Genomic DNA, 25,175 nt, shown 5'->3' with positions numbered 1-25,175 from the left:
AAAACAGCGGCTTCCATGACAAAAAACGGCGCCAAGTGGCGCCGTTTTTTCATTCTGTCGGTCAGCTCAGCTACAGGCCAGCTCAGCTACAGGCCAGCTCAATAGGGTGAGTAGCACTGCTGCCGCGGGCCGTTATAGGGCTGGAACGTGTTGTCGTAGGCCCGGTACGACCGGTAGCGGTTGTAGCACCATTGGACATGGACGCTCGAAAGCCGTCCCGCGCGGTAGTAGCGGCGCGGCGCCGGCCGGTCGTAGTAGTCGTTATTGTTGTACATGCTGCCGAGGCCAAGCCCTAGGCCAAGGCCCAGGATCGCGGCACTCGCGCCATCATCATAGTAACGGCCGCCGCGATAGTGATGGCGACCATGGCGCCAACGCCAGTTGTCTCCGCCATTCCAGTTACCACCGCCGCCGTGCCAGTGTCGACGGCCGCCGTCCCAATTGCCTGACCGGCGCCATCTCCAATTGTCGTTGTTGAACTGACGGTTGTTGCCGCCCGCCCAGCTGTCGCGGACCGGCGTGACATTCGGCGCCGCCGTGCTGGTGGGTATCGACAGATCCGGCTGCATGATCGGTCCGGCGGCGGACGGTGCCGTGACGCCGGACAGGATACCGAGGGCTATCAGCCCCGATTTGACCGTGGAAGAAAAGAGCGAACTCATTGCACTCTCCAAGAGTTACAGGCCCCACGCCCACCCGAGGAATGGGGCAACAATGGATGTTTGCATCTGAACGGCGGATGAACGGAAAGGTTCCGTCAACCATGACGCGAACGCGCCCAGGACCAATCGATCTCAGATGGTGGTTTTGCGAGCTTGTTTTCCCAAGCACTTGCGGGCAAAGGTCATGGCATGTCGCTGCGCCTTGCCACCTTCAATGTCGAGAACCTGATGAACAGGTTCGATTTTTCCGGCTATCGCAACCAGCTCAACGAGGATCGAACGCTGGCGCTGTTCGATATCCAGAGCGAAGCGGAATACAGGATCCTGGAGCAGGCCCGCGCCATCGCCCAGTCCGACGACACGCGCCAGCTGACGGCGCTGGCGATCGCTGCCACCCGGGCCGACATCATCTGCATGCAGGAGGTCGACAACATCGAAGCGCTGAAGGCCTTCGAATACGGCTATTTGTTCAAGATGGTGGGGCAGGGCTACCGGCAGAAATACACCACAGCGGGCAATGATTCGCGCGGTATCGACGTTGCCGTAATGATGCGCAACGAGACCGCGCAGGGCCAGCCGATCGAATTCGTGCGCATGACCAGCCACGCCTATGTCACCTACGAGCAGTTCGGGCTGCACACGCCGGAACTCGAGGCACTGGGCAATCAGGCCAATGAGCGCATTTTCCGGCGCGACTGCCTGGAGATCGACGTCACCGTGGGTGGCGTGCCGCTGACGCTCTATCTCGTGCATTTCAAGTCGATGGGCTCGCCGCGCAACGGGCTCGACGGGCGCGAGGCGACGATGCCGGTGCGCATCGCAGAGGCGCAGGCCGTGCGCCGCATCATCGAGGAGCGCTTCGGTGGGGACACCGCTGACAAAAGTGGGGCCGCCGACAAACGCTGGGCGATCTGCGGCGACATGAATGACTATCGCCAGCGCGTGAAGGTAGCAGGCGATGCGATCGACGGTTATCGCTTCGAGGTGGTCGACGAAGCCCTGTCCTGCATCAACGTGCTGACGGCAGGCGGCTTTTGCGAAAATGTCGTCGAGCGGCGGCCGGAGATGAACCGCTGGAGTTTCTACCACACGCGAGGACCCGAAGAGCGGCATCTGTGCCAACTCGACTACATTCTGTTGTCGAAGGGGCTCGCCGCCAGCAACGCAACGGCCGTTCCCGACATTATCCGCAACGGCCAGCCCTGGCGCACCATTTTTCCGCCCGGCCAGGAGGTCGAGCGGTTTCCGCGCGCCGGCTGGGACCGGCCGAAGGCATCGGATCATTGCCCGGTGGCGATCACGCTGGACATTGTCCGGTAAGCAGTATTGGGGCCTGATACGGTATGAGTTTCGACCTGCCGCGCAACGTCATCCTGCCGGTCGACGACATCGACGTCCGGCTCGATCCCGGTCCGCACCCTTTCGCAAGGGACAATGCAGAGGCGATCGCCGAGAACTGGCAGCACGAAATCGCCGCCAATCCGGCGCTGTTCGACGGCATGGTGGTGCTGCTGTCGCAACTTGCCTACCGCGACAGCCGTCTCGTCGGCCGCTGCCATGCGGTCAATTACTCGACGTTCATGCTGTGGCGGAAGCGGCGCGAGAATTCGGGCGCCGAGCATGCCTATGCCCATGCCATGCTGGTGGCCGGCGACAATGCGCTGGTGGCGATCCGCATGGGGCCGCACACAGTCAATGCCGGCCGCGTCTATTTCGCTGCCGGCTCGTTCGAGCCGATCGATTTTCGCGATGGGCTGGTCGATGTCGATTTCAACATGATCCGCGAGGTGCGCGAGGAAACCGGTCTCGACCTGTCAGGTGCGGAACGCGGCAAGCGCTACCATGCCATGTCGACCAGCAGCGGCACGGTAATCTTCCGCCGTTATCACGCGACGGCGTCCGCCGACGAGATCGCCAGGCGCATCTCGGCCTTCGTCGCCACCGAGACCGACCCGGAGATCGACGGGCCGGTGATCATTCGCCATGCCGCCGACCTGCCGGTCGGGCTGTCGCCGCACATGAAGCCGCTGATCGAGTGGCATTTCGCAAACAGGAATTAAGGGCGCGTCTTGTTCTGTGCCGCGTTGCGATCGTTGCGGGCGGCGACGAGGAACAGGATGAAGCCGATGCCAAGCAAGCCGCCCATCGCCATTCCCATGGTCTGGCCGACGACTGCCTGGAAATCTGATGTGACGCGATCGGGATTGGCCATGCCGAAGCGGGCGAGATACCACCAGATGCCTGCAAGACCTGCCTCGATGACCACCATCGCCAGGACCAGTCGCGCCTTCTTGCTCATCCCGCTATTCCTCCACCCAAGGTCAATTGCCCTAGCATCGCGAACAGTGTGGGGACAGTGGCGGGCCGGGTGGAAACGTCGAAGACTGTGCAAAACCGGGTCGGAGCGCCGGCCGCGTTCTGGCCGGGTTGCCCTATTCGTGCCTTAGCGCGTCGATCGGATCGAGCCTGGCGCCGCGCAATGCTGGGAAGAAGCCGAAGACCATGCCGATCAGGGCGGAAAAGCCGACGGCGAGCAGGATCACCGCCGGGCTCGGCGCAAACGGGATGGTCAGCGTCACCGCGGCGAGGCCGGCCAGCGCCAGGCCGATCAGGATGCCGATGATGCCCCCGAGCAGCGACAGCACCGTCGCCTCGACCAGGAACTGGATCAGGATGTGCTTCTCATGCGCGCCGATGGCCAGCCTGATGCCGATCTCCCGGGTGCGCTCGGTGACCGACACCAGCATGATGTTCATGATGCCGATGCCGCCGACCAGCAGGCTGACGCCGGCGACGGCGCCCAGCATGCCGGTCATGGTGGTTGTGGCGCTGGCCATGGCGTCGGCGATCTGGGTCATGTCGCGGATGGCGAAATCGCTCTCGCGGTCCGGCGTGATGCGGCGCGCATCACGCAAAATATCCTCGACGCGCGGCTGCAATTCGCTGGTCGGTGTGCGGTCGTCGGCGGCGATGTAGATGTTGTCGATGTCGCGGTTGCCGGCGATGCGGCGCTGGTAGGCGTGCAACGGCATCAGCACGACATTGTCCTGGTCCTGGCCGAAGCCGGTATAGCCCTTGGGCTCGAGCAGGCCGATGATCTTGCAGGAGGTGCGGTTGACGCGGATGATCTCGCCTTCGGGATCGCCGGCGCCGAAGAATTGCTGGCGCACGGTCTCGCCGATCAGGCACACGCCGGTGCCCGAGCGGGTTTCGGAATCGCTGAACGGGCGGCCCGACACCAGCTTCCAGTCGCGCGCATCGAGATAGGCGCTGTCGGTGCCGGTGACGCCCGAGGTCAGGCTCTCGGTGCCGAAGATGACGCGGACCTGCTTTTGCGAGGCCGGTGAAATCGCGCGCGCGCCGCTGAGATGCGCCACAAGTGCCGCAAGGTCCTTTTCCGCGAGCGGACGCACCACCTGGTCGAGCCCGCCCGGTCCGCCGGGGCCGGCCGGACGGCCGGAGCGGACCACCAGTAGATTGCTGCCGAGCTTGGAGATGTCGGCCTTGACCTTTGCTGTGGTACCCGAGCCGATGGTAAGCATGGCAATGACGGCGGCAACACCGATGACGATGCCGAGCAAGGTCAGGAACGAGCGCAGCACGTTGCGGCGGATCGAGCGCAGCGAGAGGCGGACGGTTTCCCAGATCATGGTTATGCCGTCTCCAGCTTCATTGTGTCGGAGGCGACATGACCGTCGAGGAAGCGGATGGTTCGTTCGGCATAATCGGCGACGTCGGCCTCATGCGTAACCATGGCGACGGTCAGGCCAAGCCCGGTGTTGAGCCGGGTCAGCAGCTCCATGATCTCGTGCGTGCGGGCGGTGTCGAGATTGCCGGTCGGCTCGTCGGCGACGAGCAGTGTCGGGCGCGTGACGATGGCGCGCGCGATCGCCACGCGCTGCTGCTGGCCGCCGGACAGTTCGGCCGGCGTGTGGTGCTCGCGGCCGACAAGGCCGACCTGCGCCAAGGCCTGCATGGCCAGGTCGCGGCGCTCGCGGGCGGCGACGCCGCGATAGATCAGCGGCAGTTCGACATTTTCGGCCGCCGTGGTGCGGGCCAGCAGGTTGTAGCCCTGGAAGACGAAGCCGACATAGAGGTTGCGCAGCATGGCGCGGCGGTTACGGTCGAGGCGGCCGGCGTCGATGCCCATGAAGGAATAGGTTCCGGCCGTCGGCGTGTCGAGGCAGCCGATGATGTTCATCGCCGTCGACTTGCCGGAGCCGGACGGACCCATGATGGCGACGAATTCGCCACGCCGGATGGCAAGATCGACGCCGGCCAGCGCATGCACCTTGGCCTCGCCCTGGCCGTAGCTCTTCCAGACCTTGTCGAAGGTGATGAGGGTCGCGCCCGCAGCCACGGCATCAGCTCCGCTGCTGCGACGCGGTGATGATTTGAGCGCCTTCGTCCAGGCCCGAAATGATCTCGGTCAGTTCGCCGTCGGTCGAGCCGATCTTGACGTTGACCGGGTGCGGACGGCCGTTCTCCAGCACGTAGAGCGTGCGCGAGCCGTCGGTGGGCGCCGCTGCGGCCTGGCGCTGGCGGTTGCCGCCGGGGCGGCCCATGCGGCCGGTGAACAGGTCGCTCAGGCTCCAGCCGCGGGCGGCCTGCTGCGCGGGGCGATAGCGGAAGGCGGTGGCCGGCACGGTGAGCACGCCCTTGGCCTGCTTGGTGACGACCGAGACGGTGGCGGTCATGCCGGGCCGCAGCAACAGTTCGTTGTTGTCGACCTCGAGCCGCGCATTGTAGGTGACGACGCCGTCGGTGGTGACCGAGGCGTAGGAGATGTCGCGGATCTCGGCATCGAACGGCCGCTCGGGGAAGGCATCCACGGTGAAGTGGGCGTGCTGGCCTGACTTGACCGCGCCGATATCGGCCTCGTCGACCGCCGCCACCAGTTCCATGTTCCTGAGATCGGCGGCGATGATGAACAGCACAGGCGCCTGCAGAGAGGAGGCGACCGTCTGGCCGGGATCGACCGAGCGCGTCAGCACGATGCCGTCGATCGGCGCATAGATGGTGCTCTTGGCAAGGTCGGTCTGCTGCGCCTTGAGGTCGGCCTGGGCGATGGCGAGGTTGGCCTGCGCACTGTCGAGCGCTGCCTTGGAACGGTCGCGCGTGGCAGTTGCTGCTTCAAGCGACTGGTCGGTCGCCATGCCACGCCTGGTCAGTTCGGCGGCGCGCGCCAGCGCCTTCTCGTTTTCGGCCAGCGTAACCGTAGCGTCCTCGACATTGGCGGCGGCGGCCTTGGCCGAAGCTTCGGCGCGCTCGATCTGGACTTCGAGTTTCACCGTGTCGAGTGTCGCCAGCACGTCACCCTTCTTGACCTGCTGGTTCTCCTCGGCCGAGACCGAGCGGATGATGCCGGACAGTTCGCTTGAAATGTCGACCTGGGTCAGCGGCTGCAGCGTGCCGGTCGCCGACACCGCGACGGTGAGATCAGCCTTGGCGGCAGGCACTGTGGTGTAGTCAATCCTGGCCGGCGAGCCGGCATACCATTGATAAGCGCCAAACCCGGCGACGAGCACGATCAGCGCCAGCAGCGCATAGAGCCAGCCGCGACGGCGCGACTTGCGCAGACCTTGTCTGTCGAGCCCAAGCGCCGTCTCGATGGCGGAATCCGATTCCGTCTTTGGCAGATTGACAATCTGGTCCACGCTGGACCCCTATAATGCGCAATGTCCCTATCTGTGCACAGATCAGGGTTACTGGTTCAAATATCAAATTAAATTTCGCCCATGTTGGGATTGAGGCAGGAATGAAAACCCGGAATTACTTGCTTTACGATGTGTTTACGACCGAGCGACTGGCCGGCAATCCTTTGGCCGTCGTGCTGGACAGCAAGGGATTGGACACGGCCGCGATGCAGGCCATCGCGCGCGAGTTCAACCTGTCGGAATCGGTGTTCGTGCTGCCGCCGGACAATCCCAAGCACAGAAACCGCATTCGCATCTTCACGCCCGACTATGAAATGCCGTTCGCCGGCCATCCGACGGTCGGCGCCGCGATCGCGCTGGCCGAACTGGCGCAAGAGGGCGGCGCCGGCATCTTCGTGCTGGAGGAAAACATCGGCCCGGTGCGTTGCGCCGTCAGCAAGCACGACGGCAACACCTTCGCCGAGTTCGATCTCGCCAAGCTGCCGGAGCCGCTGAAGCTCGAGGCCGATCCGGAGGCGATCGGTGTGGCGCTTGGGTTGACGCCGCACGAGATCGGCTTCGAGAATCACCGCGTCGCGTTCTGGTCTGCGGGCGTGCCCTACGTCACCATCCCGGTTGCCAATCTCGAGGCGGCGGGCCGAATCCGGCTGGACAACCAGGCCTGGTCGGAACTGGCGCCGCGCAAGAGCGAGTGGGCCTTCGCCAGCCCCTATGTCTACTGCCGCGAGACGGTGAACCACGAAAGCGCGTTTCATGTGCGCATGATCGTGCCCGGCACGCCTTCCTATGAGGATCCGGCGACCGGCTCGGCGGCAGCGGCCTTTGCCGGCGCCATCATGCATTTCGACGCGCCGACCGACGGCATTTCGCAGCTGTGGATCGAGCAGGGGCTGGAGATGGGCCGGCCTTCGCGCATCCGCCTCGAATTGACCGTGCTAGGCGGAAAACTGGCCTCGGCGCGCATTGGCGGCAACGCGATCAAGGTGGCGGAGGGCAAGCTGTTCATCTGATTGAACGCATGCTCGGTCGATTTGTCGGGAAATGATTCCGGCAGGGCTGGACAGGACCGATGGTGGCGGCTATATGCCCGCCAACGCCGGTTTTTGCCGGCCGAGTGGGTGCGTAGCTCAGTTGGTAGAGCAGCTGACTCTTAATCAGCGGGTCCACAGTTCAATCCTGTGCGCACCCACCAAATTTCTAGAAGAGTTGGTGGAAAGACCCTGAAAACGAGACGCGTTTGACGCGTCTCGAGCAAGCGTCTGGCCGTGATTCTTCAACCGCTATCCGGATCTCGTGGCGATTCAGCCGCGTTGAAAAATGCGGCTCAGAAACCGGCCGAATCGAAAAGCAATGCTCTTTTCCCCGGTTGAGAATCGCCGATGCCGGAAGATGCTTCCTTTGTCGTAACAACGGCTTCTTTGTCGGTCGATACGGGGGTTGGATACCTACTTCTCCGAAACACCCGCTTCTGCAAAACTTGCCATGCGGGCATGGCATTCCAGCGCCGAGCGGACGATGTTGACGGCGAGGCACGCGCCGGAGCCTTCGCCGAGCCGCATGCCGAGATCGAGCAGCGGCGGCAGGCCGAGGGCTTCGAGCAGGCCACGGTGGCCGGATTCTGCCGAAACGTGCGCGGCAATTGTGTGGGCGAGCCCGGTCGGATGCAGCCTGGCCAGCGGAGCTACGGCGGCGGTGCAGACGAAGCCGTCGAGCAGCACGGGTATGCCGAGATGCCGGGCGGCCAGCGTCGCGCCGAAGATGGCGGCGAGTTCGCGGCCACCGAGCGCGGCAGCGATCCCTAGCGGATCGGCGAAGGCGGCAGCGTGGCGCTTCAGGCCGGCTTCGATGGCGACGACCTTGCGTTTCAGACCGGCGTCGTCGACACCGGTGCCGCGCCCGGTCCATTTTTCCGCGCCACCGCCGAACAGGGCGGCTGAAATGGCGGCCGCCGGCGTGGTGTTGCCGATGCCCATCTCGCCGAAGCAGATCAGATCGAGGTCTTTCGTCACTGCGTCGTAGCCGGCCGAAACTGCCGTCAGAAAGGCCTCCTCATCCATCGCTGGCCCTTGCGTGAAGTCGCCGGTCGGATGGTCGAGATCGAGCGGGATGACGTCGAGTTCGGCGCCGGCCATGCGGGCAAGCTGGTTAATGGCGGCACCGCCGCCGGCGAAGTTCGCCACCATCTGCACGGTGACTTCCGAGGGATAGGCCGACACGCCTTGCGCGGTGACGCCGTGGTTGCCGGCGAAGACGAAGACTTTTACGCGGTCGAGTTTCGGCATGTCGCGGCCCTGCCAGCGCGCCAGCCAGGCGGCGATCGTCTCCAGCCGGCCAAGGCTGCCTTGCGGCTTGGTCAGCGTGTCCTGGCGGCGGGCGACCGCATTGGCCGCGGCATCGCTGCCGGCCGGCAGGTCGAGGCAGGCGGCGCGCAATTCACTAAGCGATTTGAAGGGCATGGGGGCAAAGTCTCCGAAAAGGAATCAGGCCAAGAGAATCAGGCCAAGGGATCAGGAAAGCGCTACGGAAGCGACGAGCAGCACCGCGATCTCGCTCGCTTGCTGCAAGGCCCCGATCGTGTCGCCGGTCTGGCCATCGATCTGGTTGAGGCAAAGGGCGCGGAACGCGGCAAACAGCAGGCCAAGCAGGATGAGCGCGAAAATAGCGCCGCCCAGCCCGAGCAAGAGGAGCGGGATCGCGCCGAGCACGGCGCCGGCTATGGCGGTTTCCTGCGAAACCGTGCCGGCGTCGGCCGAGAGCCCGTCGATCCGCGCCGGGGGCAAGAGATGCATGAAGGCGCCAAGCAGGCCGCGCGAGGCCGCGTGCGCGGCCAGGAGGGCGAACAGGGCCTGTGTAGGGTCGACGAGTTCCGACAGCGCGCTCCAGCGGATCAGCAGCGACAGGCCCAGCGCCGCCGCACCATAGGCGCCGATGCGGCTGTCGCGCATGATCTCGAGTTTGCGGCCGCGTGATTTGCCGCCGCCAAAGCCGTCGGCGACGTCGGATAGCCCGTCCTCATGCAGGCAGCCGGTGGTGAGCACGGTTGCCACAAGCGCAAGTGCGGCCGCCGGCCCCATGGCCAGCCCAAACCGTTCCGCCGTGGCGAAGACGATGGCGCCGATCAGGCCGACGACAAGTCCGGCAATGGGGGCTGCCCAGATCGCGGCGGCAAGACTGCGGCCGCGAAAATCGAAGACGGGCAGCGGCAGACGGGTGAAGAAGACCAGGCAAAGCGCGATGTCGTCGACGACCTGCCGTGGTGAAAGAGCCAGATTCTTGAACTTCATGCTCTAGCCCCTCGCAATCGCATGGAAGAAGGTGCCGCTGACATGGCCGCGCCGATAGCCCGAGGCGCCGATCGGATTGCCCTGGCCGTCGGCAAGGTCGGCCAGCGGCTCGTCATTGCCTGTCGCCGTCATCTGAGCATAGTGGAATTCGTGGCCGCGGATCAGCGCACCTTGTGAGCCCAGCGGGCAGTCGACGCGCAACCGCGCCTCGCGGTAGCCGAGATTCATCTTGCGTTTGGCGAAGCTGGTGGAATGGCCGAGCAGGCCGAGCATCGCATGCGTTTCGCCCGACGCATCCTCCAGCGCTTCGCCCAACACCATGAAGCCACCGCACTCGCCATGGATGGGCTTTGTTGCTGCAAAACACGCCATCCCGGCGCGGAAATTCGCGGCGGCGGCGAGCTTGCCGGCGTGTAGCTCGGGATAGCCGCCGGGCAGCCAGCAGACATCGCAATCCTCGTCGGGTGCCTCGTCGGCGAGCGGCGAGAACGGGACGATTTCGGCACCCGCCTTGCGCCAGTACGCCGCGACATGCGGGTAGAGGAAGGTGAAGGCGGCATCCTCGGCCAGCGCAATGCGTTGACCGGGCGGTGCCAGCGCGTCATCGAAGCCGCCAGGCGCCGGGGCGAGGGGGGTCGCCAGGGCCATGATGGCATCAAGGTCGAGCGATTTTTCCGCCATGTCGGCCAGCCGGTCGAGATGCGCCATCAGGTCGTCATATTCGCCGGCCTGGACGAGGCCGAGATGGCGCTCGGGCAGGTTGAGCGTGGGATCGCGCAGGATGGCGCCGACGACGGGCAGGCCGATCGCCTCGATCGCATCGCCCGACAGCCGGCGATGACGCTCGCTGCCGAGCCGGTTGAGCACGATTCCGGCCATGCGCACATCCGGATCGTAGGTGGCAAAACCCTTGGCGACGGCCGCCGCCGTGGTCGACTGGCCGGACACGTCGAGCACCAGCAGCACCGGCAGGCCGTAAAGGCGGGCGAGATCAGCGGCCGAACCGGTACGGCCCGGCGAGGCCGGAATGCCGTCGAACAGGCCCATGGCGCTTTCGAGGATGACGAAATCGGTGTCGTCGGCGGCTTGCGCCGCGAGCGCGTTGAGCAGCGCCGGCGGCATCGCCCAGCTATCGAGATTGACACCGGAAAGGCCCGTGGCGGCGGTGTGGAAGCCGGGGTCGATATAGTCGGGGCCGGATTTGGCGCCGCGCACTTTCAGCCCGCGCCGGGTCAGCGCGCGCAGGATGCCGATGGTGACGCTGGTCTTGCCGGAGCCGGAGCGCGGCGCGCCAACGATGATGGCGCGAGCCGTCATGCCTTGCCTGCCAGTGCCGCGCGCATGGCGACGATGCCGCCGACGACGATCAGCGCCGGCGAGGTCAGTCCGGCTGCGGCCGCTTGCTCGGCAATGGTGGCCAGCGTGGCGACGACGGTTCGTTCCTGCGGCGTCGTCGCGGCAACGATCACAGCCGCCGGCGTCGACGGCGCCAGCCCGCCGTCGAGCAGCGCTGCTGATATCAGGGGCAAATTGGCCATGCCCATATAGACGACGACAGGCTGGCCGGTTCGGGCGATCGCCGCCCAGTCGAGATCGTCATCGGTGCCGGCGGCGTGGCCGGTCGCCAGGATCACCGCCTTGTTGATGCCGCGCATGGTGGCCGGGATGCCGGTGGCGGCCAGCGCGCTGAGCCCCGATGTCAGGCCGGGCAGGACGCGGAACGGAATGTTTTCGCGCACGAGCGCCAAGGCCTCTTCGCCGCCACGGCCGAAAATATAGGGATCGCCGCCCTTCAGCCTGACGACGCGGCGGCCTTCGCGTGCCAGCCGGACCAGCAAAGCGGTGATGTCGTCCTGTTTCATCGACGGTTTTCCGCCGCGCTTGCCGGCAAAGAACAGCTCGGCGCTTTCGGCAACGGCGACGACATTGGGGGAGACCAGCGCGTCGTAGACCAAGGCGTCCGCCTCGGCCAACGCAGCCAGCACTTCCAGGGTCAGGCAGCCGGGATCGCCGGGACCGGCGCCGGCCAGCCAGACATGGCCCGGTTCGAGCGGGCGCGACTTGAAATTCAGCCGGGACAAGGCTTTTTCGAGCGTGGCGTTTTCGCCGGTTTTTTTGGTGCTGCCGCTCACAATCCGTCCCGTCCGCGAAAACGCCGCTGGTAGTGGGCGTCGTACAATGAACTCTCCCCGAAATCCTGTGCCGCCAGCGAGCGGCCGACGAAGATGATCGCCGTGCGCTCCATCGGATCGGCGGCCAGTTGGGCCTCGATTGTGGCCAGCGTGCCTGTCACTACGCGCTCGTCCGGCCAGGAGGCGCGGAAGACGATCGCCACCGGGCAGTCGCCGCCATAATGCGGCGTCAGTTCGGCGACGACGCGATCGATGGCGTGGATGGCCAGATGAATCGCCAGCGTGGCGCCGGTGCGGCCGAAACCGGCCAGCGTTTCGCCCGGCGGCATTTTTGAGGCGCGGCCGGAAACGCGGGTCAGCACCAGGCTTTGCGCGACTTCGGGAATGGTCAGCTCGCGGCGCAATGCGGCGGCAGCAGCGGCGAAGGAGGGGACGCCCGGCGTCAGCGTGTAGGGAATGCCATGCTTTTCCAACCGGCGGATCTGCTCGGCCACGGCGCTCCACACCGACAGGTCGCCGGAATGCAGGCGGGCGACGTCATGGCCTGATTTGTGGGCGTCGAGATAGGCGGCCTCGATCTCGTCGAGCGACATCGGCGCGGTATCAATCAGTTTTGTCCCCGGCGCGCAGTGCTGCAAAAGCTCGGGCGCGACGATCGATCCGGCATGCAGGCAAACCGGGCAGCTCGCCAAGAGCCTCGCGCCGCGCAGCGTGATGAGGTCGGCGGCACCGGGACCGGCGCCGATGAAATGGACGGTCATGGCGCATCTCCGCTGATGGCGATGGCGCAGGTGACCGGACCGAGCACGGTGCGGGGGCCGAGCAGTCTGGCGCCTTTGCCGGCGACGGCAAGGGCGGATGCCTCGGAAACCGATGGCGTGCCGGCCAGATCCTGCGAGAGGTTGCGCGAGGCAGCCCCCTCATCCGGCCCTTCGGGCCACCTTCTCCCCGCTGGGGAGAAGAGACTGGCGCCGGCGCCGGTAGTCTCCTCTCCGCTCGGGGGTCCGAAGGACGGGCGAGACACGTGGCTCGCCCCGGAATGGTCAGCCGAGCGAAGCGGAGGCTGGGTGAGGGGGAGCGACGGTTCGGATCCAGCGACATCCACCACTATCACCGGGATGTTGAGTTCACGGCCGGCAGCGAAAATAGCCCCTTCGTTGCGTTTGAACTCGGTCGTCGCCAATGCCGAAAGCGCCGTCATCGCCAGTCCATGCGCTTCGAGTGCGGTTTCAATCGCGGCAAGCACGTCCTCGATGCTCACGCCTTTTCGGCTGCCGATGCCCGCGACCATCATGGCTTGACCCAGCTCCATTGGGTGACAGGCATGGCCGGTCGCCATGCCTGCATCGAGCCGACGGGCGAAGCGCGGGATATGGCGATCCGGGTAAGGTCGCCGCCGAGCTTTGTATGCTGGGCAAGAAGCAGGGCTTCCATCTCCAGCGTCACCGCATTGGCAATGAGGCGGCCGCCGGCGCGCAGGGCCTTGATGGCGGCGTTCAACACGCCGGCATCGCTGCCGCCGCCGCCGATGAAGATCGCGTCAGGCGCGTCCAGCCTGGCAAGTGCCTTGGGCGCGCTGCCTTCCACCACGACAAGACCGGGAACGCCACAGGCGGTGGCGTTGCGGCCGATGCGGGCGGCGCGAATCGGATCGGCTTCGATGGCGATGGCGCGCATCGAGGGGTGGGCCAGCATCCATTCGATGCCGATGGACCCGGAGCCGGCGCCGATGTCCCACAGCAACTCGCCGCGCTTGGGCGCCAGCGCCGACAGGGTGATGGCGCGGATTTCGCGCTTGGTGATCTGGCCGTCATGGTCGAACAGATGATCGGCAAGGCCTGATGTGAGCGGCAGGACGCGCGCATCCGGACCGGATTCAACTTCGATCGCCAGCACGTTGAGCGGATTGATGTTTTCGAGATCGAAGGCATCGGCGCGGGCGGTGCGCCGGTTTTCGCTTGGCCCGCCCAGCGCCTCCAGGATCGTCAGCCGCGAGGCGCCGAAGTCGAGTTCGGTGAGCAGGCGCGCTATTGCCGCCGGCGCATCGCTATCCGACGTCAGTGCCAAAATGCGCGCGCCTGGCTGCAGCAGCGGCCGGATCAGATCGAGCGGCCGGCCGTGCAGCGAGACGGTCTCGATGTCCTGCAGCGCCCAACCAAGGCGCGCGGCCGCCAGCGAAACGGCCGACGGTGCGGGGATGACATGCATCTCCTGTGGCTTGACCTTGCGCGCGAGGGTGGCGCCGACGCCGTGGAAGAACGGATCGCCGGAAGCGAGCACGCAGACGCGCCTGCCGGCCAGCGTCAGCACATCAGTCATCTCGGCATCGAAAGGAACCGGCCAGGGGCGGGCCTCGCCCTTGGCGAAGGACGCGACCAGCGCCAGGTGCCGCTTGCCGCCGAAGATGATCTCCGCCTGGGCAATCCGCTGCTTGGCCTCGTCGCCGAGACCCGCTAAACCGTCCTCGCCGATGCCGACGATTGTGAGCCATTTTGGGGTGAGCTTGGCACCGCGCGGACCTTCAGCAGGCATGATGACCCACCGTATTCTGATCCTCGGCGGCACCACCGAAGCCCGGCAACTGGCCGGAAAACTGGCGGCGCGCGCCTCGGTCACGCTGTCGCTGGCCGGCCGCACCGAAAGCCCTGTCGAACAGGGCGTGCCGGTGCGAAGCGGAGGTTATGGTGGCGCCGACGGGCTTGCTACCTATCTCCGAGAGACGGGCACCGACTTGCTGATTGACGCCACGCATCCCTATGCAGCGCGGATCTCCGCCAATGCGGCGCAAGCCGCCCGCGTGGCCGGTGTGCCGATCCTTGCGCTGCGACGCCCCGGCTGGGAGCCTGTCGAAGGCGACCGCTGGACTGAGGTCAATACATCCGGCGATGCCGCGCGAGCACTTGGACTGGCGCCGCGCCGTGTTTTCCTGGCGCTGGGCCGGCAAGAGGTCGCCGCTTTCGAAGCTGCGCCCCAGCATCATTATCTCGTCCGCAGCGTCGACGCGATCGAGCCCAAGCTTGCCGTGCCGGATGCGAGCTATCTTCTGGCCCGTGGCCCGTTTCGTGAGGCGGAGGAACGCGCGCTGCTCGAAAAGCAACGCATCGATGTCGTCGTGTCCAAGAACAGCGGCGGCGAAGCGACCTATGGCAAGATCGCCGCGGCGCGGGCGCTTGGCCTCCAGGTGGTCATGATCCAACGGCCAACCTTGCCGGATGTTCCCGCGGCTGAAAGCGTTGAAGCGCTGACCGTGATGGTCGATCATTTTGTCCGCCCCGTGGACGAGCGCGGCGTGTAAACCAGCGCCGACTTCTCAGCGCGCTTGATGATGCGGGTTTCCGGCGAGCCGATGATGATGCAGGTCGCCATATCGGCTTTTTCAGCCTCGACATCGGCGAGCAGGTAGACCTCGATGCGCTCGTCCGGGCGGCCGGCGGCGCGGCCGAAAATCACCGGCGTGGTGCCTGGCAGGATCGCGGTGAGGCATTCGAAGGCGCGACCGAGCTGCCAGGGGCGTGCCTTGCTGATCGGGTTGTAGAGCGCGATGACGAAGCCGGCGCCGGCTGCCGCCAGCAGGCGCAGTTCGATCAGCTCCCATGGCTTCAGATTGTCGGACAGCGAGATGGCGCAGAAATCATGGCCGAGGGGCGCGCCGATGCGGGCGGCAACCGCCAGCATGGCGGTGATGCCGGGCACGACGGCGATATCGACCGTGCGCCATTCGGCCGGGCCGGCCTCGATCGCCTCGCAGACGGCCGCCGCCATGGCGAACACGCCGGGATCCCCACCGGAAACCACCGCGACGTCGTGGCCCTCGGCGGCTTTGACCAGTGCGTCCTTGGAGCGGGCGAGTTCCTCGCGGTTGTCGGAAGCGACGCGGGTCTGATCCGGGCGCAATTCCAGCCGGTCGAGATACGGTTTGTAGCCGTAAAAGAATTTCGCCTCGGCGACGGCGCGGCTGGCTTCCGGAGTGACTTGATCGGCATTGCCGGGGCCAAGGCCGATGACAGTGAGGCGGCCGCTCATACTTGCGCTCCCACGGCGCCGGGGCGGCCGGACCAGCCGGCGACCAGCACGATGGCGAAATAGGGCGCCTTGTCGTCCCGCTTGTCGGCCAGCTTCATCGACACGCTGCCGGCCATGGTGCCGCGCTCGACATAGACGGCGCGCGACAGCTTGGCCGTAGCCTCCAGGGCCCGCCGGATCTTGGGCAGGTTGCGGCCGACCTTCATGATGACGGCGGCGTCGGTGTCGGCCAGCCGGCGGGTCAGCTCGAATTCGCTCATCGTGCCGGGCAGCACCGTCAGCACGTCGTCGCCCTGAACGATCGGCACACCGGTCTGCGACCAGCAGCCGGACATGGCGGTGACGCCGGGAATGACCTCGGTCGGGAAGCGATGGGCGAGCCGGACATGCAGATGCATGTAGGAGCCGTAGAAAAGCGGGTCGCCTTCCGACAGCACGGCAACCATTCGGCCTGCCTGAAGGTGTTCGGCGACCTTTTCGGCCGACTCTTCGTAGAAAGCCGTGATCTGCGAGCGGTAGTCGTCGTGATCCCTAGCGATTTCGGTGGTGACGGGATAGAGCAGCGGCAATTCCGTCATTTCGGGCCGGAACTGCGCTTCGACGATGGCACGCGCGTTGCTGTTGTTGCCGCGCTTGGCGAAATAGGCCACGACATCGGCTTCCGCCAAGGCGCGCGCGGCTTTCAGGGTCAGCAGTTCGGGGTCGCCGGGACCGGTGCCGACGCCGACGAGACGGCCTTTGAGAAGGGCGCTCACAGGCCGGGCCTCGCCAGTGAATTGAGCGCTGCGGCGGTCATGGCGCTGCCGCCGAGCCGTCCGCGCACGATGGCGTAGGGAACGCCATAGGAATTCTCGGCCAGCGCGTCCTTCGATTCGGCAGCGCCGACGAAGCCGACCGGCATGCCGATGATGGCCGCAGGCTTCGGCGCGCCGTCGCGCAGTTTTTCCAATAGATAGAACAGCGCGGTCGGCGCATTGCCGATGGCGACCACCGACCCCGCCAAGCGTTCGCCCCAAAGGTCGATCGCGGCGGCCGAACGGGTGTTGCCGATTTGCCCAGCGATGTCGTGCGTGCGCGGATCGCGCAAGGTGCAGATCACCTCGTTGCCGGCCGGCAGCCTGGCGCGAGTGACGCCATGCGAGACCATTTCCGCGTCGCAGAAAATCGGCGCGCCCGCCGCCAAAGCGGTGCGGGCAGCGGCAACCAAATCCGTGGAGAACACAAAATGACTTGAAGCTTCGACCTGGCCGCAGGCATGGATCATGCGGATGGCGACATCGGCCTCGGCCTCGGAGAAGCGCGACAGATCGGCCTCGGCGCGGATAATGGCGAAGGAGCGCTCGTAGATCGCCGTGCCGTCATGGATATAGTCGTAGGCGGCCATGCTCATTTCCGTTTTTCAGTTTGGGCCTGTCGGTAAGCCTCGGCGACACCGGCCGGTCCGAGCCTTGCCAGGCAAGCGGCGGCGGTTTCGCCTTGATATCGTGTGCTGCGGATCATTGCCGCGACGTGGCTGATGCCGCGCGCGGCGTCATAGCCCGGCCTGTAGCCCGCAGGAAGGGCCTTTGCCGTCGCGTTCACGACAAGTCCGGCTCCGTTTTCGCCGCCGACTATCGTCAGGGCCGCCGGGCCGGGGTGGGCGCAGCCCTTGGCGCATCCGGAAATGTGCAGGGTGAGGTCTGGGATGTCGGCAGTTTCAGCGGCAATCGTCTCGGCAATGTCGCGCGTGGCGATGCGGCCGGAGGCGCAGGCTGGTGTGCCGGGGCAAGCGGCGATGCGCGTGCGCGGGTCGGTGGGGGCGGTGACGAAGCCGAGGGTGGCGGCGGTGTGTTGGAGCGATGAGTTGGCGGCCGGTGGCTGACCTAGGAAAAGCAAGACGCGGCCTGGGGCTAGGCGGATTTCTGACGTGCCGAGGGTGAGGGCGTGTTGAGCGAGGGCGATGAGTTTGTCGGCCGGCATGCTGCCGTAGGGGAGGGCAATGCCGAGGGCGGTGGCATTGCCGCCCAAAGGGAAAAGACCGATGGGTCGGTGATCCTGCACACCCCCCTCTGTCCTGCCGGACATCTCCCCCGCAAGGGGGGAGATCGGCAGTTCCGGCGCCGGCTCTCGTCCTGCCACCTCGGCGGTGGGCGTGACGTCGGCAATTGGCGAAAGCGCCGATGACGGCTCAATCTCCCCCCTTGCGGGGGAGATGTCCGGCAGGACAGAGGGGGGTGTGACGGAGTGCCAACCTGCGAGAGAGGCCAATTGGCGGTCCGTCAAATCCCTCGCATGCGCCTCCCGACTCTTCTCGGCAATCATCCTGAGCACCGCAACGGCAATATCGCGCGCTACATCGTCATCGACCGTCGCAAGCGGCCTCGCGCTTTGGCCGTCACCTGAAACAGACACAGCCCACAGCACGCCAGCGCTGGCCCGCACCGCCTTCAGCCGCACATCGGCCGTCACCGCATCCATGGTCAACTGCCCACCGCCATCGACAATCACGGAAACCTTCGGCCCGAGCCGTTGCGTCAGCCCAGCCTCGCCAATCGCCGCCCTGATCCGCTCGGCCAGTGGCCGGGGATCGGCAATCTCTTGCGGATCGATGCCGGCCAGCGGCCCGGTCTCGACCGGCACGCCGGTGCGCACCGCGATATCAAGCGCATCGACCTCCGCCGCCAGCAACGCCGCGCTGTCCGCCGTCAGCCCGCGTATCTGCAGGCTGCCGCGCGCGGTCACTTCCATGATGCCGTTGCCATGCCGCAAAGCCGATTCGGCTAACCCGATCAAAAGCTTCGGCGACAATCCTCCAGAAGATGGGCCTCCAGCGACCGGGTTGAGCCGCACCAAAAGCCCGTCGCCGGTTTGCATTGGCGCCGACAAAGCCGGGCAGGCGCCGCGGCGCGAGAAGGCGTTCATGCAGCCACCCCAAGCGCCTCGGCCTCGGCAATCATGGCCGTCAAGTCGTCGTCGATGGAATTGCGCAGGGGATGCCAGAGGCCACGCCGTCGCGCCGACAGGAAGCGCTCGGCGATGACTTTGGCAGCGGCGGGGTTTTCGCGCAGGATGAAGGCGCGAACCTCGGGATCGCCGAGATAGGCATCATGCACCGCCTCGATCAGCGCTCCCGAAATGGCGTGTGTGGTTTCGGCAAAGCCGACCAGCCGGTCGACGGTTTCGGCAAATTCGGAGGCGCCGCGTGGGCCGTGGCGCATCTGGCCTGCAATGAAGCGTGGATTGACGGCGCGGGCGCGCACCACCCGCGATACCGCTTCGCCTACCGAGCGGAGCTTCGGCCTTTGCGGATCGGTGGTGTCGAGCACGATGACGTCGGCATGCCTGCCCAGGGTTGCCAAGGCAGCCGAAAACCCGCCAATGAAGGCGACGTCGGCGGAGCCCTCGAGGATATCGCGGCCGGGGTCGTCGCCGGTGTGGACGAGAAGATCGGCTTCGGCGATGCGGCCTTCGAAGGCGCCGGGCACCGAGATGCCTTCTCCTTCTGCGCCGCCATAGGCGTGCGAGGTGGCGTCGAGATAGGCGCGGCCGATTTCTTCGCGCGCGGCCCAGTTGCCGGAGGACAAGATATCCTCGACGCCGGCGCCATAGGTGCCGGGCGAGGTGCCGAAGATGCGCGGGCTGAGCTTGCCGTCGGCACGGGTTTTGGCCGCGAGCGGGTTTTCCGTATCGTCCTCGTCGCGGGCGGCTACCGCGTTGGCGGCGGCATCGATCAGTGCGATCTGGGTCGGGAACATATCGCGGAACAGGCCTGATATGCGCCAGGTGACATCGACGCGCGGGCGGCCGAGCGCGGCCGGCGGTAGCACCTCGATGCCGGTGATGCGGCCGGTCGCCGAATCCCATTGCGGTCGGCAGCCCATCAGCGCCAGGCCTTGCGCGATCTCCTCGCCGCCGGTGCGCAGTGAGGCCGAGCCCCAGAGATCGATGACCAGCGAGCGCGGCCAGTCGCCATGCGATTGCATGTAGCCGCGCACCACTTCCTCCGCCGCTGCCTTGCCCAGATCATAGGCGGTCGGCGTCGGCATGGTGCGCGGGTCCGAGGTGAACAAATTGCGGCCGGTGGGCAGAACGTCCGAGCGACCCCGCGCGGGCGCGCCGGCCGGGCCGGCCTTGACGTGGCGGCCATCGAGTGCGGCGAGCAGCGCCGCCTTCTCGGCTGCCGCACTCTGGCGCCGCATGGCGTCGGGCTCGTCCTCAGGGGCGCGGCCATAGATATGCAGCCCGTCCTTGATGGCAAAATCCTTGAGGTCGCAGAGCCAGGCGTCGATGCGGCGCAACGCTTCGTCGGGCGCGTCGGTCGTGGCGACGCCGGCTTCGGAAGCGAGGCCGGTCTTCTGCGCGGTGTCGACGATCAGCTTGGCCAGCCGGTCGCGGCGGCGGCGGTCGAGCCCGTCGGCCTGGGCATATTCGTCGACCAACCGTTCGAGCTTGTGCTGGTTCTCGTCGAGCCCGGCGCCGGTCAGCGGCGGTGGCAGATGGCCAAGGGTGACGGCGGCGATGCGGCGCTTGGCTTGCGCCGCTTCGCCTGGGTTGGAGACGATGAAGGGATAGATGACGGGCAAGGCGCCGGTGACGATCTCGGGAAAGCAGTTCTCCGAAAGCGCAACGGTCTTGCCCGGCAGCCACTCCAGCGTGCCATGCGCGCCGACATGGACGAGCGCATGGACGCCGAGCGATTTGCGCAGCCACAGGCCGAAGGCGATCAGCGCATGGCGCGGCGGGAGCGTCGGGTCGTGGTAGTCGGCGCGGCGGTCGACGGAGCGGCCGCGGTCTGGGGCGAGGGCGACCGTGATGTTGCCGAAAGTGGCTGCGCGGAAGGGGAAGTGGGCGGCGGTTGGCGCTTGAGCACCCCCCTCTGTCCTGCCGGACATCTCCCCCGCAAGGGGGGAGATTGAGCTCTCATTGCCGCTTTCGCCAGCTACGAACGTCGCAGAATGAGCGCCGATGGCGGAACTGCCGATCTCCCTCCTTGCGGGGGAGATGTCCGGCAGGACAGAGGGGGGTGCCTCGCACAAACCTATCTCATATTCAGCCTTCCAAGCTGCATCTACGGCAGCAATTGCTGCAGACGGCAGTGCCTTCGAGAACTCCACATAATCCCTCAAGGCCAAGCCATGCCCGCCCTGGCCCAGCCGCGCCAGCAACTCACGCGGCGTTTGCGGAATCCCCTCAACGACATAGCCCTGTTCGCTGAGGTCCTGCAGCATGGCCAGCACGCTGGACGGGACATCCAAACCCACGGCGTAGCCCGTGCGGCCGGGGGCACTGGGATAATCCGGCATCAGGATGGCCAGCTTGCGTTCGGCGCGGGCTGTCTCCTGCAGGCGGATAAAGGCCGCGACGCGGTCAGCCACTTGCGCCACACGATCCGGTTCCGGCCGGTTGGCAAAGGCGCGGTGGCCAAGTGCTGGATCGATCTCGCTCTCGCCCTTAAAGGAAATGGCGCCGGCCAGGATGCGGCCGTCGAGTTCGGGCAGCACGACATGCATGGCGAGGTCGGCGGGCGCCAGGCCGCGCTGGTTGGTCTCCCAGACGTCGCGGCGGGTGGTGGCGACGATGACCTGGAAGACCGGTACGCCGGCGCGGTCGAACAGGGTCTCATTTCCGGGCTCGGCGCCGGACGCGAAAGCGGTCGCGGTGATGATGGCGGCGGGTTTGAGCGTGGCGAGTGCTGTTTCCACGGAGGCCAGGGATGCGGGGTCCTTGAGGCTGGAGACGAAGATGGGGACCGGATTGATGCCGCGCTGGCGGAGCGCGTGGAAAAGCGCATCGATGGGCGCGACATCGGCGGCCAATAGCATCGAGCGATAGAACAGGATGGGGATGATAGGAGCGTTGACGTTGTCAGCGTCGAGTTCCTTCACACCCCCCTCTGTCCTGCCGGACATCTCCCCCGCAAGGGGGGAGATTGCGCTGTCATTGGAGATTTCGCCAATTGTCGAGGTTGCGGACGCGTCAGCTTCTAATGAAACGGGAAAAGAGCCGGCTTTGATGAAGTCCGATCTCCCCCCTTGCGGGGGAGATGTCCGGCAGGACAGAGGGGGGTGTGAAGGATCACCAACGACCCCAAGTCCTGGCTCATAAAACCCGGCTTTCGGCACTGGAACCGGCTCTGCTACGTCCGCATCCGATCCAGCCAGCCCCGCCAATCTCCGCACCAGCGCGCTCATATTCGCCGGGCCGCCCTCGCGGAAATAGTCGAGCAGGCCATCGAGCTCCTCGCGCGGCAGCGTCGAGGCTTCGATCAGGCGCAGATCCTCGTCGCGGCATTCGCCGGGCAGCAGCGCCAGTTTGATCCCGCGTTCGCGGGCGGTCGAGGCAAGCTGGTCGCAGCCGTAGCGCCACCAGTCGTAGCCGCCGAGGATGCGCACGAGGATGACCTTGGCGTGGCGGGCGACGCTGTCGACCCAGAGGTCGACGGACATGGGATGGCGCAGGTCACGCAGGGCAGCCAGCCGCATCGAGGGCAGGCGGCCGGCATCGGCCTTCCAGGCTGCCGCCAGTCCGGCGAGGTCGCTGTCGGTGAAGGACAGGGCCACGATATCCGCCGGCGTCTGCCGCAGATCGACCGGCTCGGCGAGGTCGTCGAGCGAGGCGGATGTCGTGGTGAGGATGTGCATCGCAACCCGTGTCCGAGATCAGCCGGCGAGTATACGCTCGATCGCCGGGCGGTTCAGCCCCTTCAGGCCGATGACGACGAGACGCGAGCGGCGGTCGTCCTGCGCGGTCCAGGCGCGGTCATAGTAATGATTGACGCGCGGCCCGACGGCCTGCAGCAAGAGCCGCATGGGCTTGCCGCCGACCTCGACGAAGCCTTTTACGCGCAGCACGTTCTCTTCTTCGGCGACGGTGGCGACGCGCTTTGCCAACTCGTCCGGATTGGCGATCGAGGCAATGTCGACGATGAAGGTGTCGAAGTCGTCATGCTCATGGTCGAATGCGCCGTCATGGTGGGACTTGCGGTTTTCGATGTCGTCCTCGACGGCGAGACCGAGACCGAGCAGCACGGAGGGATCGACCTTGCCATGCGACGTCGGCACGATCTTCACCGCGCGGGCGGAATGTTCGTTGATGATGGCGTTGGCGCGGGCGGTGCCGGCGGCGTCCATCAGGTCGCTCTTCGACAGGATGATCAGGTCGGCGCAGGCGATCTGATCCTCGAACACTTCTTCCACAGGATCGTCATGGTCGAGCGTCTCGTCCCCGGCGCGCTGCGCCTGCAAGGCGTCCATGTCGTTGGCGACGCGGCCTTCGGCCAGCGCCGGGCCGTCGACCACGGCGATGACGCCATCGACTGTGACGCGGCTCTTCACGCTCGGCCACTGGAAGGCCTGGACCAGCGGCTTGGGCAGCGCCAGGCCCGAGGTTTCGATCAGGATATGGTCGACCCTCGGCGTCAGCGACAGGATCTTGTCAAGCGCCGGCACGAAATCGTCGGCGACGGTGCAGCAGATGCAGCCATTGGCCAGTTCGACGATGTTTTCCTCCGGGCAGGTGTCGATGCCGCAGCCCTTCAAAATCTCTCCGTCGATGCCGATGTCGCCGAATTCGTTGACGATGATGGCAATGCGTTTGCCGCCGGCGTTTTCCAGGAGATGGCGGACCAGCGTCGTCTTGCCGGCGCCGAGGAAGCCGGTGACGACGGTGCAGGGAACGCGCGAGACGGAAGCAGTCATGATCAGTCCTTCAACAGGTCGAGGGGAGGGATGCGGGCAACGAGGCCACGCTTCAGGCTATCGGGGCGGCCGCGCCATGGAATCAGGCCGTCCTTCGAGGTGGCGAAGAGCTTGGCACCCGTGATGAGGTCGGCGCCGCTGGTCGTGGTCAGGTCGCCGAAGACATAGCTCCAGCAGCCGTCGCGCAGGATGGCGGCGCTGAGGCGCCGCTTGCAATTGCCGAGGCATTCGACGCTGCGGATGCGAATATCGTCGCCAGATGCGGCGCGGCGCGTGTCGTCCGCCAGCAATTCGCCGGCGCGGGGATGGGCGTCGGAGCCGGTCTCATTGCGGCAGGAGGCGCAGACGATGATGGTGACGCCGGCCAAGGCATCATTATGGCCGGACGAAATATCCGCTGTGCCAGCCGAAAAACTGCTGTCGTGGTCCAAAGATCGGGCTCCTTGCCCGGAAACCCGCCGGGCGATCGGATTCTAAAGTCGCAGACGGCAGGTCTCCTGGCTCGCGGGTCATCGCCTTGGGTAGCCGCCTTCCCGGGAACTCCCCAGTGGCTTTCGGCCTTGGCTCTTCGCTTACAGTTGCGGGGACAGCCGCGGATTTGGGATTTTGCCCCGCACCGCATTCCCTCTTAGCCCTTGCCGTTGCGGGCAAGGGACCATCTGGAACCGGATTTAGGCTTTTGCGGGCGGCGGTGTCAACGCAACGCAGGGGCAATCTGAAATCAGGGGCGGGGACGCTTCACTACCACTGACCGCTCTTCGCGAATGCCATCTTCGTTGTTGGGATCAGGAAAAGCTGTAACGAAAGCCGTCAGAAGGATATCTCCATCTTGCCGGTCCAGCCATCCGGCGCTGTCACCCACATCGAAGTAAATGCCATCAACTTTGAAGCCAAATGTGTCTCCAGCAGGTCTAGGGTAGCGTTTTCGGATTGCCTGCGCATGTACGTCCCATGAAAAGGACGAAATCCTATCGAGGCACTCCTGCACCTCTTGGGTCAGCCTGGCTTTGATATCCATTGTTTATCCGCTAGCCTGTGTACGTTGGCTCAATTGTTATCTCCCGGCAACGCAAGGATGACCTGACGCAGCGCCTGGTACCCGTCGCCGTGGTGCCAGTCCTGATCAACGAGGAGCTCTTGACCTTCCGGCCAAGTTTCGTTGTCCAGGAGAATTTCGTTGCCGACCAGTGCTCCGCCATAGCTCGCCAGGAATATCCGGATGAAATGACTGCCAGGGCGAACCTTAGCCGTGAACAGTTTTTCCAAGCGGGCATAAAACGCTGGATATGTCCGGTTGAGAGTGCATTCCACTGCAGCCTGTGTGATCACAGGTCCACCGTAGATCTTCCAGCCAGCATCATTCCGTTGCCAGAATGCAATCTCGGCTTGCATGTTCTCGCAAACATGCTCCGCAAGGCCCTCGATCAGCACATGAAATACACCGATCAGGAATTTTCCGAATGCTTGGAAAATCGCCTGTTCACGCGTGTCGCCCAGTCCAACAAAAGATTCGATGACCGGCTGAGTGCCTAGCAACGGTGAGAAGACGTAGATTTCGAGAACAAGCCTGCGACCCGAGCCTGACGGCTCCTTGTCGAAAACTTGGGCTTCAAAGCGCAGGTCTTCCAGTCCAATCCAGACATCGTTCTGTCCACGGATGGCGCTGATCCCATGCGCAATCAACGCTTCGTGGATCAGGTCGAGAACCTCTTGCGATGCCATCATTGAACCTAGGCCGACA

At 65.5% G+C, this 25,175-nt stretch carries 24 protein-coding genes, 1 tRNA gene, 2 pseudogenes and 1 riboswitch; of the genes and pseudogenes, 5 read left to right on the top strand and 22 right to left on the bottom strand.

The annotated features are described in order from the left end of the window. Positions 1-98: 98 nt before the first annotated feature. Entirely contained in the window at positions 99-662 is a 564-nt protein-coding gene (locus NKJ37_RS26015; protein WP_352439807.1) for a BA14K family protein, read from the bottom strand. Between the two features lie 189 nt (positions 663-851). Here NKJ37_RS26015 and NKJ37_RS26010 point away from each other — a divergent pair, with 189 nt between their 5' ends. Together NKJ37_RS26010 and NKJ37_RS26005 are read left to right on the top strand one after the other, a co-directional pair. Further along, complete coding sequence (locus tag NKJ37_RS26010) at positions 852-1,982, top strand: endonuclease/exonuclease/phosphatase family protein (RefSeq protein WP_352439808.1); 1,131 nt, start codon at positions 852-854, stop codon at positions 1,980-1,982. A 23-nt stretch (positions 1,983-2,005) separates the two neighbouring features. Further along, on the top strand, positions 2,006-2,722 hold the full coding sequence (locus tag NKJ37_RS26005; protein WP_352439809.1) for a hypothetical protein: 717 nt from the start codon (positions 2,006-2,008) through the stop codon (positions 2,720-2,722). Here the strand turns inward: NKJ37_RS26005 and NKJ37_RS26000 are convergent. From NKJ37_RS26000 to NKJ37_RS25985, 4 genes are all read right to left on the bottom strand, one after another. Further along, positions 2,719-2,961 (bottom strand): hypothetical protein, encoded by a 243-nt coding sequence (locus tag NKJ37_RS26000; protein ID WP_352439810.1) that lies wholly within the window; start codon positions 2,959-2,961, stop codon positions 2,719-2,721. The two genes, NKJ37_RS26005 and NKJ37_RS26000, sit on opposite strands and share 4 nt — an antisense overlap. 133 nt (positions 2,962-3,094) lie before the next feature. Further along, the gene (locus NKJ37_RS25995; RefSeq protein ID WP_023812410.1) at positions 3,095-4,312 is read right to left on the bottom strand and encodes an ABC transporter permease; all 1,218 of its coding nucleotides are present in this window, start codon (positions 4,310-4,312) and stop codon (positions 3,095-3,097) included. Between the two features lie 2 nt (positions 4,313-4,314). Continuing rightward, the gene (locus NKJ37_RS25990) at positions 4,315-5,022 is read right to left on the bottom strand and encodes an ABC transporter ATP-binding protein (protein ID WP_023812409.1); all 708 of its coding nucleotides are present in this window, start codon (positions 5,020-5,022) and stop codon (positions 4,315-4,317) included. 4 nt (positions 5,023-5,026) lie between these two features. After that, positions 5,027-6,319, bottom strand: a complete 1,293-nt coding sequence (locus tag NKJ37_RS25985) for an efflux RND transporter periplasmic adaptor subunit (protein ID WP_352775588.1) — start codon at positions 6,317-6,319, stop codon at positions 5,027-5,029. A 101-nt stretch (positions 6,320-6,420) separates the two neighbouring features. Between NKJ37_RS25985 and NKJ37_RS25980 the strand changes: the two genes are divergently transcribed. Next, complete coding sequence (locus tag NKJ37_RS25980) at positions 6,421-7,329, top strand: PhzF family phenazine biosynthesis protein (RefSeq protein WP_352775585.1); 909 nt, start codon at positions 6,421-6,423, stop codon at positions 7,327-7,329. A gap of 106 nt (positions 7,330-7,435) precedes the next feature. After that, a tRNA-Lys gene (locus tag NKJ37_RS25975) sits at positions 7,436-7,511 on the top strand. A gap of 253 nt (positions 7,512-7,764) precedes the next feature. On the opposite strand, the gene cobT is transcribed toward NKJ37_RS25975, so the two are convergent. From cobT to cbiE, 8 genes and pseudogenes are all read right to left on the bottom strand, one after another. Continuing rightward, positions 7,765-8,775: a nicotinate-nucleotide--dimethylbenzimidazole phosphoribosyltransferase gene (gene cobT, locus NKJ37_RS25970; protein ID WP_352775582.1), complete on the bottom strand. Its 1,011-nt coding sequence runs from the start codon at positions 8,773-8,775 to the stop codon at positions 7,765-7,767. A 51-nt stretch (positions 8,776-8,826) separates the two neighbouring features. Further along, complete coding sequence (gene cobS, locus NKJ37_RS25965) at positions 8,827-9,603, bottom strand: adenosylcobinamide-GDP ribazoletransferase (protein WP_352775579.1); 777 nt, start codon at positions 9,601-9,603, stop codon at positions 8,827-8,829. Positions 9,604-9,606: 3 nt separating this feature from the next. Continuing rightward, positions 9,607-10,920 carry a cobyrinic acid a,c-diamide synthase CobB gene (locus NKJ37_RS25960; RefSeq protein WP_352775576.1) on the bottom strand — a complete coding sequence of 438 codons (1,314 nt, stop codon included), beginning with the start codon at positions 10,918-10,920 and terminating at the stop codon, positions 9,607-9,609. After that, on the bottom strand, positions 10,917-11,735 hold the full coding sequence (cobA, locus tag NKJ37_RS25955) for a uroporphyrinogen-III C-methyltransferase (RefSeq protein ID WP_352775573.1): 819 nt from the start codon (positions 11,733-11,735) through the stop codon (positions 10,917-10,919). The genes NKJ37_RS25960 and cobA overlap by 4 nt, the downstream gene beginning before the upstream one ends. Continuing rightward, positions 11,732-12,496: a precorrin-4 C(11)-methyltransferase gene (gene cobM, locus NKJ37_RS25950; protein ID WP_352775570.1), complete on the bottom strand. Its 765-nt coding sequence runs from the start codon at positions 12,494-12,496 to the stop codon at positions 11,732-11,734. The genes cobA and cobM overlap by 4 nt, the downstream gene beginning before the upstream one ends. Further along, a pseudogene (locus tag NKJ37_RS25945) lies at positions 12,493-12,642 on the bottom strand (cobalamin biosynthesis protein); the annotation flags it as partial. The gene cobM and the pseudogene NKJ37_RS25945, both read right to left, overlap by 4 nt. A 171-nt stretch (positions 12,643-12,813) precedes the next feature. Further along, positions 12,814-13,026 (bottom strand): annotated as a pseudogene (locus NKJ37_RS25940) (cobalamin biosynthesis protein); the annotation flags it as partial. Continuing rightward, the gene (cbiE, locus tag NKJ37_RS25935; RefSeq protein WP_352775567.1) at positions 13,026-14,267 is read right to left on the bottom strand and encodes a precorrin-6y C5,15-methyltransferase (decarboxylating) subunit CbiE; all 1,242 of its coding nucleotides are present in this window, start codon (positions 14,265-14,267) and stop codon (positions 13,026-13,028) included. The gene cbiE and the pseudogene NKJ37_RS25940, both read right to left, overlap by 1 nt. Position 14,268: 1 nt before the next feature. Here cbiE and NKJ37_RS25930 point away from each other — a divergent pair, with 1 nt between their 5' ends. Continuing rightward, positions 14,269-15,030 carry a cobalt-precorrin-6A reductase gene (locus NKJ37_RS25930; protein WP_352775565.1) on the top strand — a complete coding sequence of 254 codons (762 nt, stop codon included), beginning with the start codon at positions 14,269-14,271 and terminating at the stop codon, positions 15,028-15,030. Here NKJ37_RS25930 and NKJ37_RS25925 read toward each other — a convergent pair. From NKJ37_RS25925 to NKJ37_RS25885, 9 genes are all read right to left on the bottom strand, one after another. Further along, a complete protein-coding gene (locus NKJ37_RS25925) occupies positions 14,994-15,758 on the bottom strand; it encodes a precorrin-3B C(17)-methyltransferase (protein ID WP_352775563.1) in 765 nt (254 codons plus the stop codon). The two genes, NKJ37_RS25930 and NKJ37_RS25925, sit on opposite strands and share 37 nt — an antisense overlap. Further along, a complete protein-coding gene (locus tag NKJ37_RS25920) occupies positions 15,755-16,513 on the bottom strand; it encodes a precorrin-2 C(20)-methyltransferase (protein WP_352775560.1) in 759 nt (252 codons plus the stop codon). The genes NKJ37_RS25925 and NKJ37_RS25920 overlap by 4 nt, the downstream gene beginning before the upstream one ends. Next, a complete protein-coding gene (locus tag NKJ37_RS25915; RefSeq protein ID WP_352674371.1) occupies positions 16,510-17,142 on the bottom strand; it encodes a precorrin-8X methylmutase in 633 nt (210 codons plus the stop codon). The genes NKJ37_RS25920 and NKJ37_RS25915 overlap by 4 nt, the downstream gene beginning before the upstream one ends. A gap of 2 nt (positions 17,143-17,144) precedes the next feature. Further along, entirely contained in the window at positions 17,145-18,659 is a 1,515-nt protein-coding gene (gene cobG, locus NKJ37_RS25910) for a precorrin-3B synthase (protein WP_352775558.1), read from the bottom strand. Next, positions 18,656-22,378, bottom strand: coding sequence for a cobaltochelatase subunit CobN (locus NKJ37_RS25905; protein ID WP_352775556.1), 3,723 nt, complete (start codon positions 22,376-22,378; stop codon positions 18,656-18,658). The genes cobG and NKJ37_RS25905 overlap by 4 nt, the downstream gene beginning before the upstream one ends. An 18-nt stretch (positions 22,379-22,396) precedes the next feature. Then, the gene (gene cobW / locus NKJ37_RS25900; RefSeq protein ID WP_023812393.1) at positions 22,397-23,434 is read right to left on the bottom strand and encodes a cobalamin biosynthesis protein CobW; all 1,038 of its coding nucleotides are present in this window, start codon (positions 23,432-23,434) and stop codon (positions 22,397-22,399) included. Between the two features lie 2 nt (positions 23,435-23,436). Next, entirely contained in the window at positions 23,437-23,865 is a 429-nt protein-coding gene (locus NKJ37_RS25895; protein WP_352775554.1) for a DUF1636 family protein, read from the bottom strand. 39 nt (positions 23,866-23,904) lie between these two features. Further along, positions 23,905-24,109, bottom strand: a riboswitch (cobalamin riboswitch). A gap of 46 nt (positions 24,110-24,155) precedes the next feature. Next, positions 24,156-24,452, bottom strand: a complete 297-nt coding sequence (locus tag NKJ37_RS25890; RefSeq protein WP_352612427.1) for a hypothetical protein — start codon at positions 24,450-24,452, stop codon at positions 24,156-24,158. A 29-nt stretch (positions 24,453-24,481) separates the two neighbouring features. Continuing rightward, positions 24,482-25,159: a DUF6348 family protein gene (locus NKJ37_RS25885; RefSeq protein WP_352612428.1), complete on the bottom strand. Its 678-nt coding sequence runs from the start codon at positions 25,157-25,159 to the stop codon at positions 24,482-24,484. Between the last annotated feature and the right edge of the window lie 16 nt (positions 25,160-25,175).

Source organism: Mesorhizobium sp. M0140, from assembly GCF_040322475.1.
Classification (GTDB): Bacteria; Pseudomonadota; Alphaproteobacteria; order Rhizobiales; family Rhizobiaceae; genus Mesorhizobium.
Note: the sequence above shows the minus strand (reverse complement) of the source record. Positions and strands in the feature narration are given on the sequence as shown.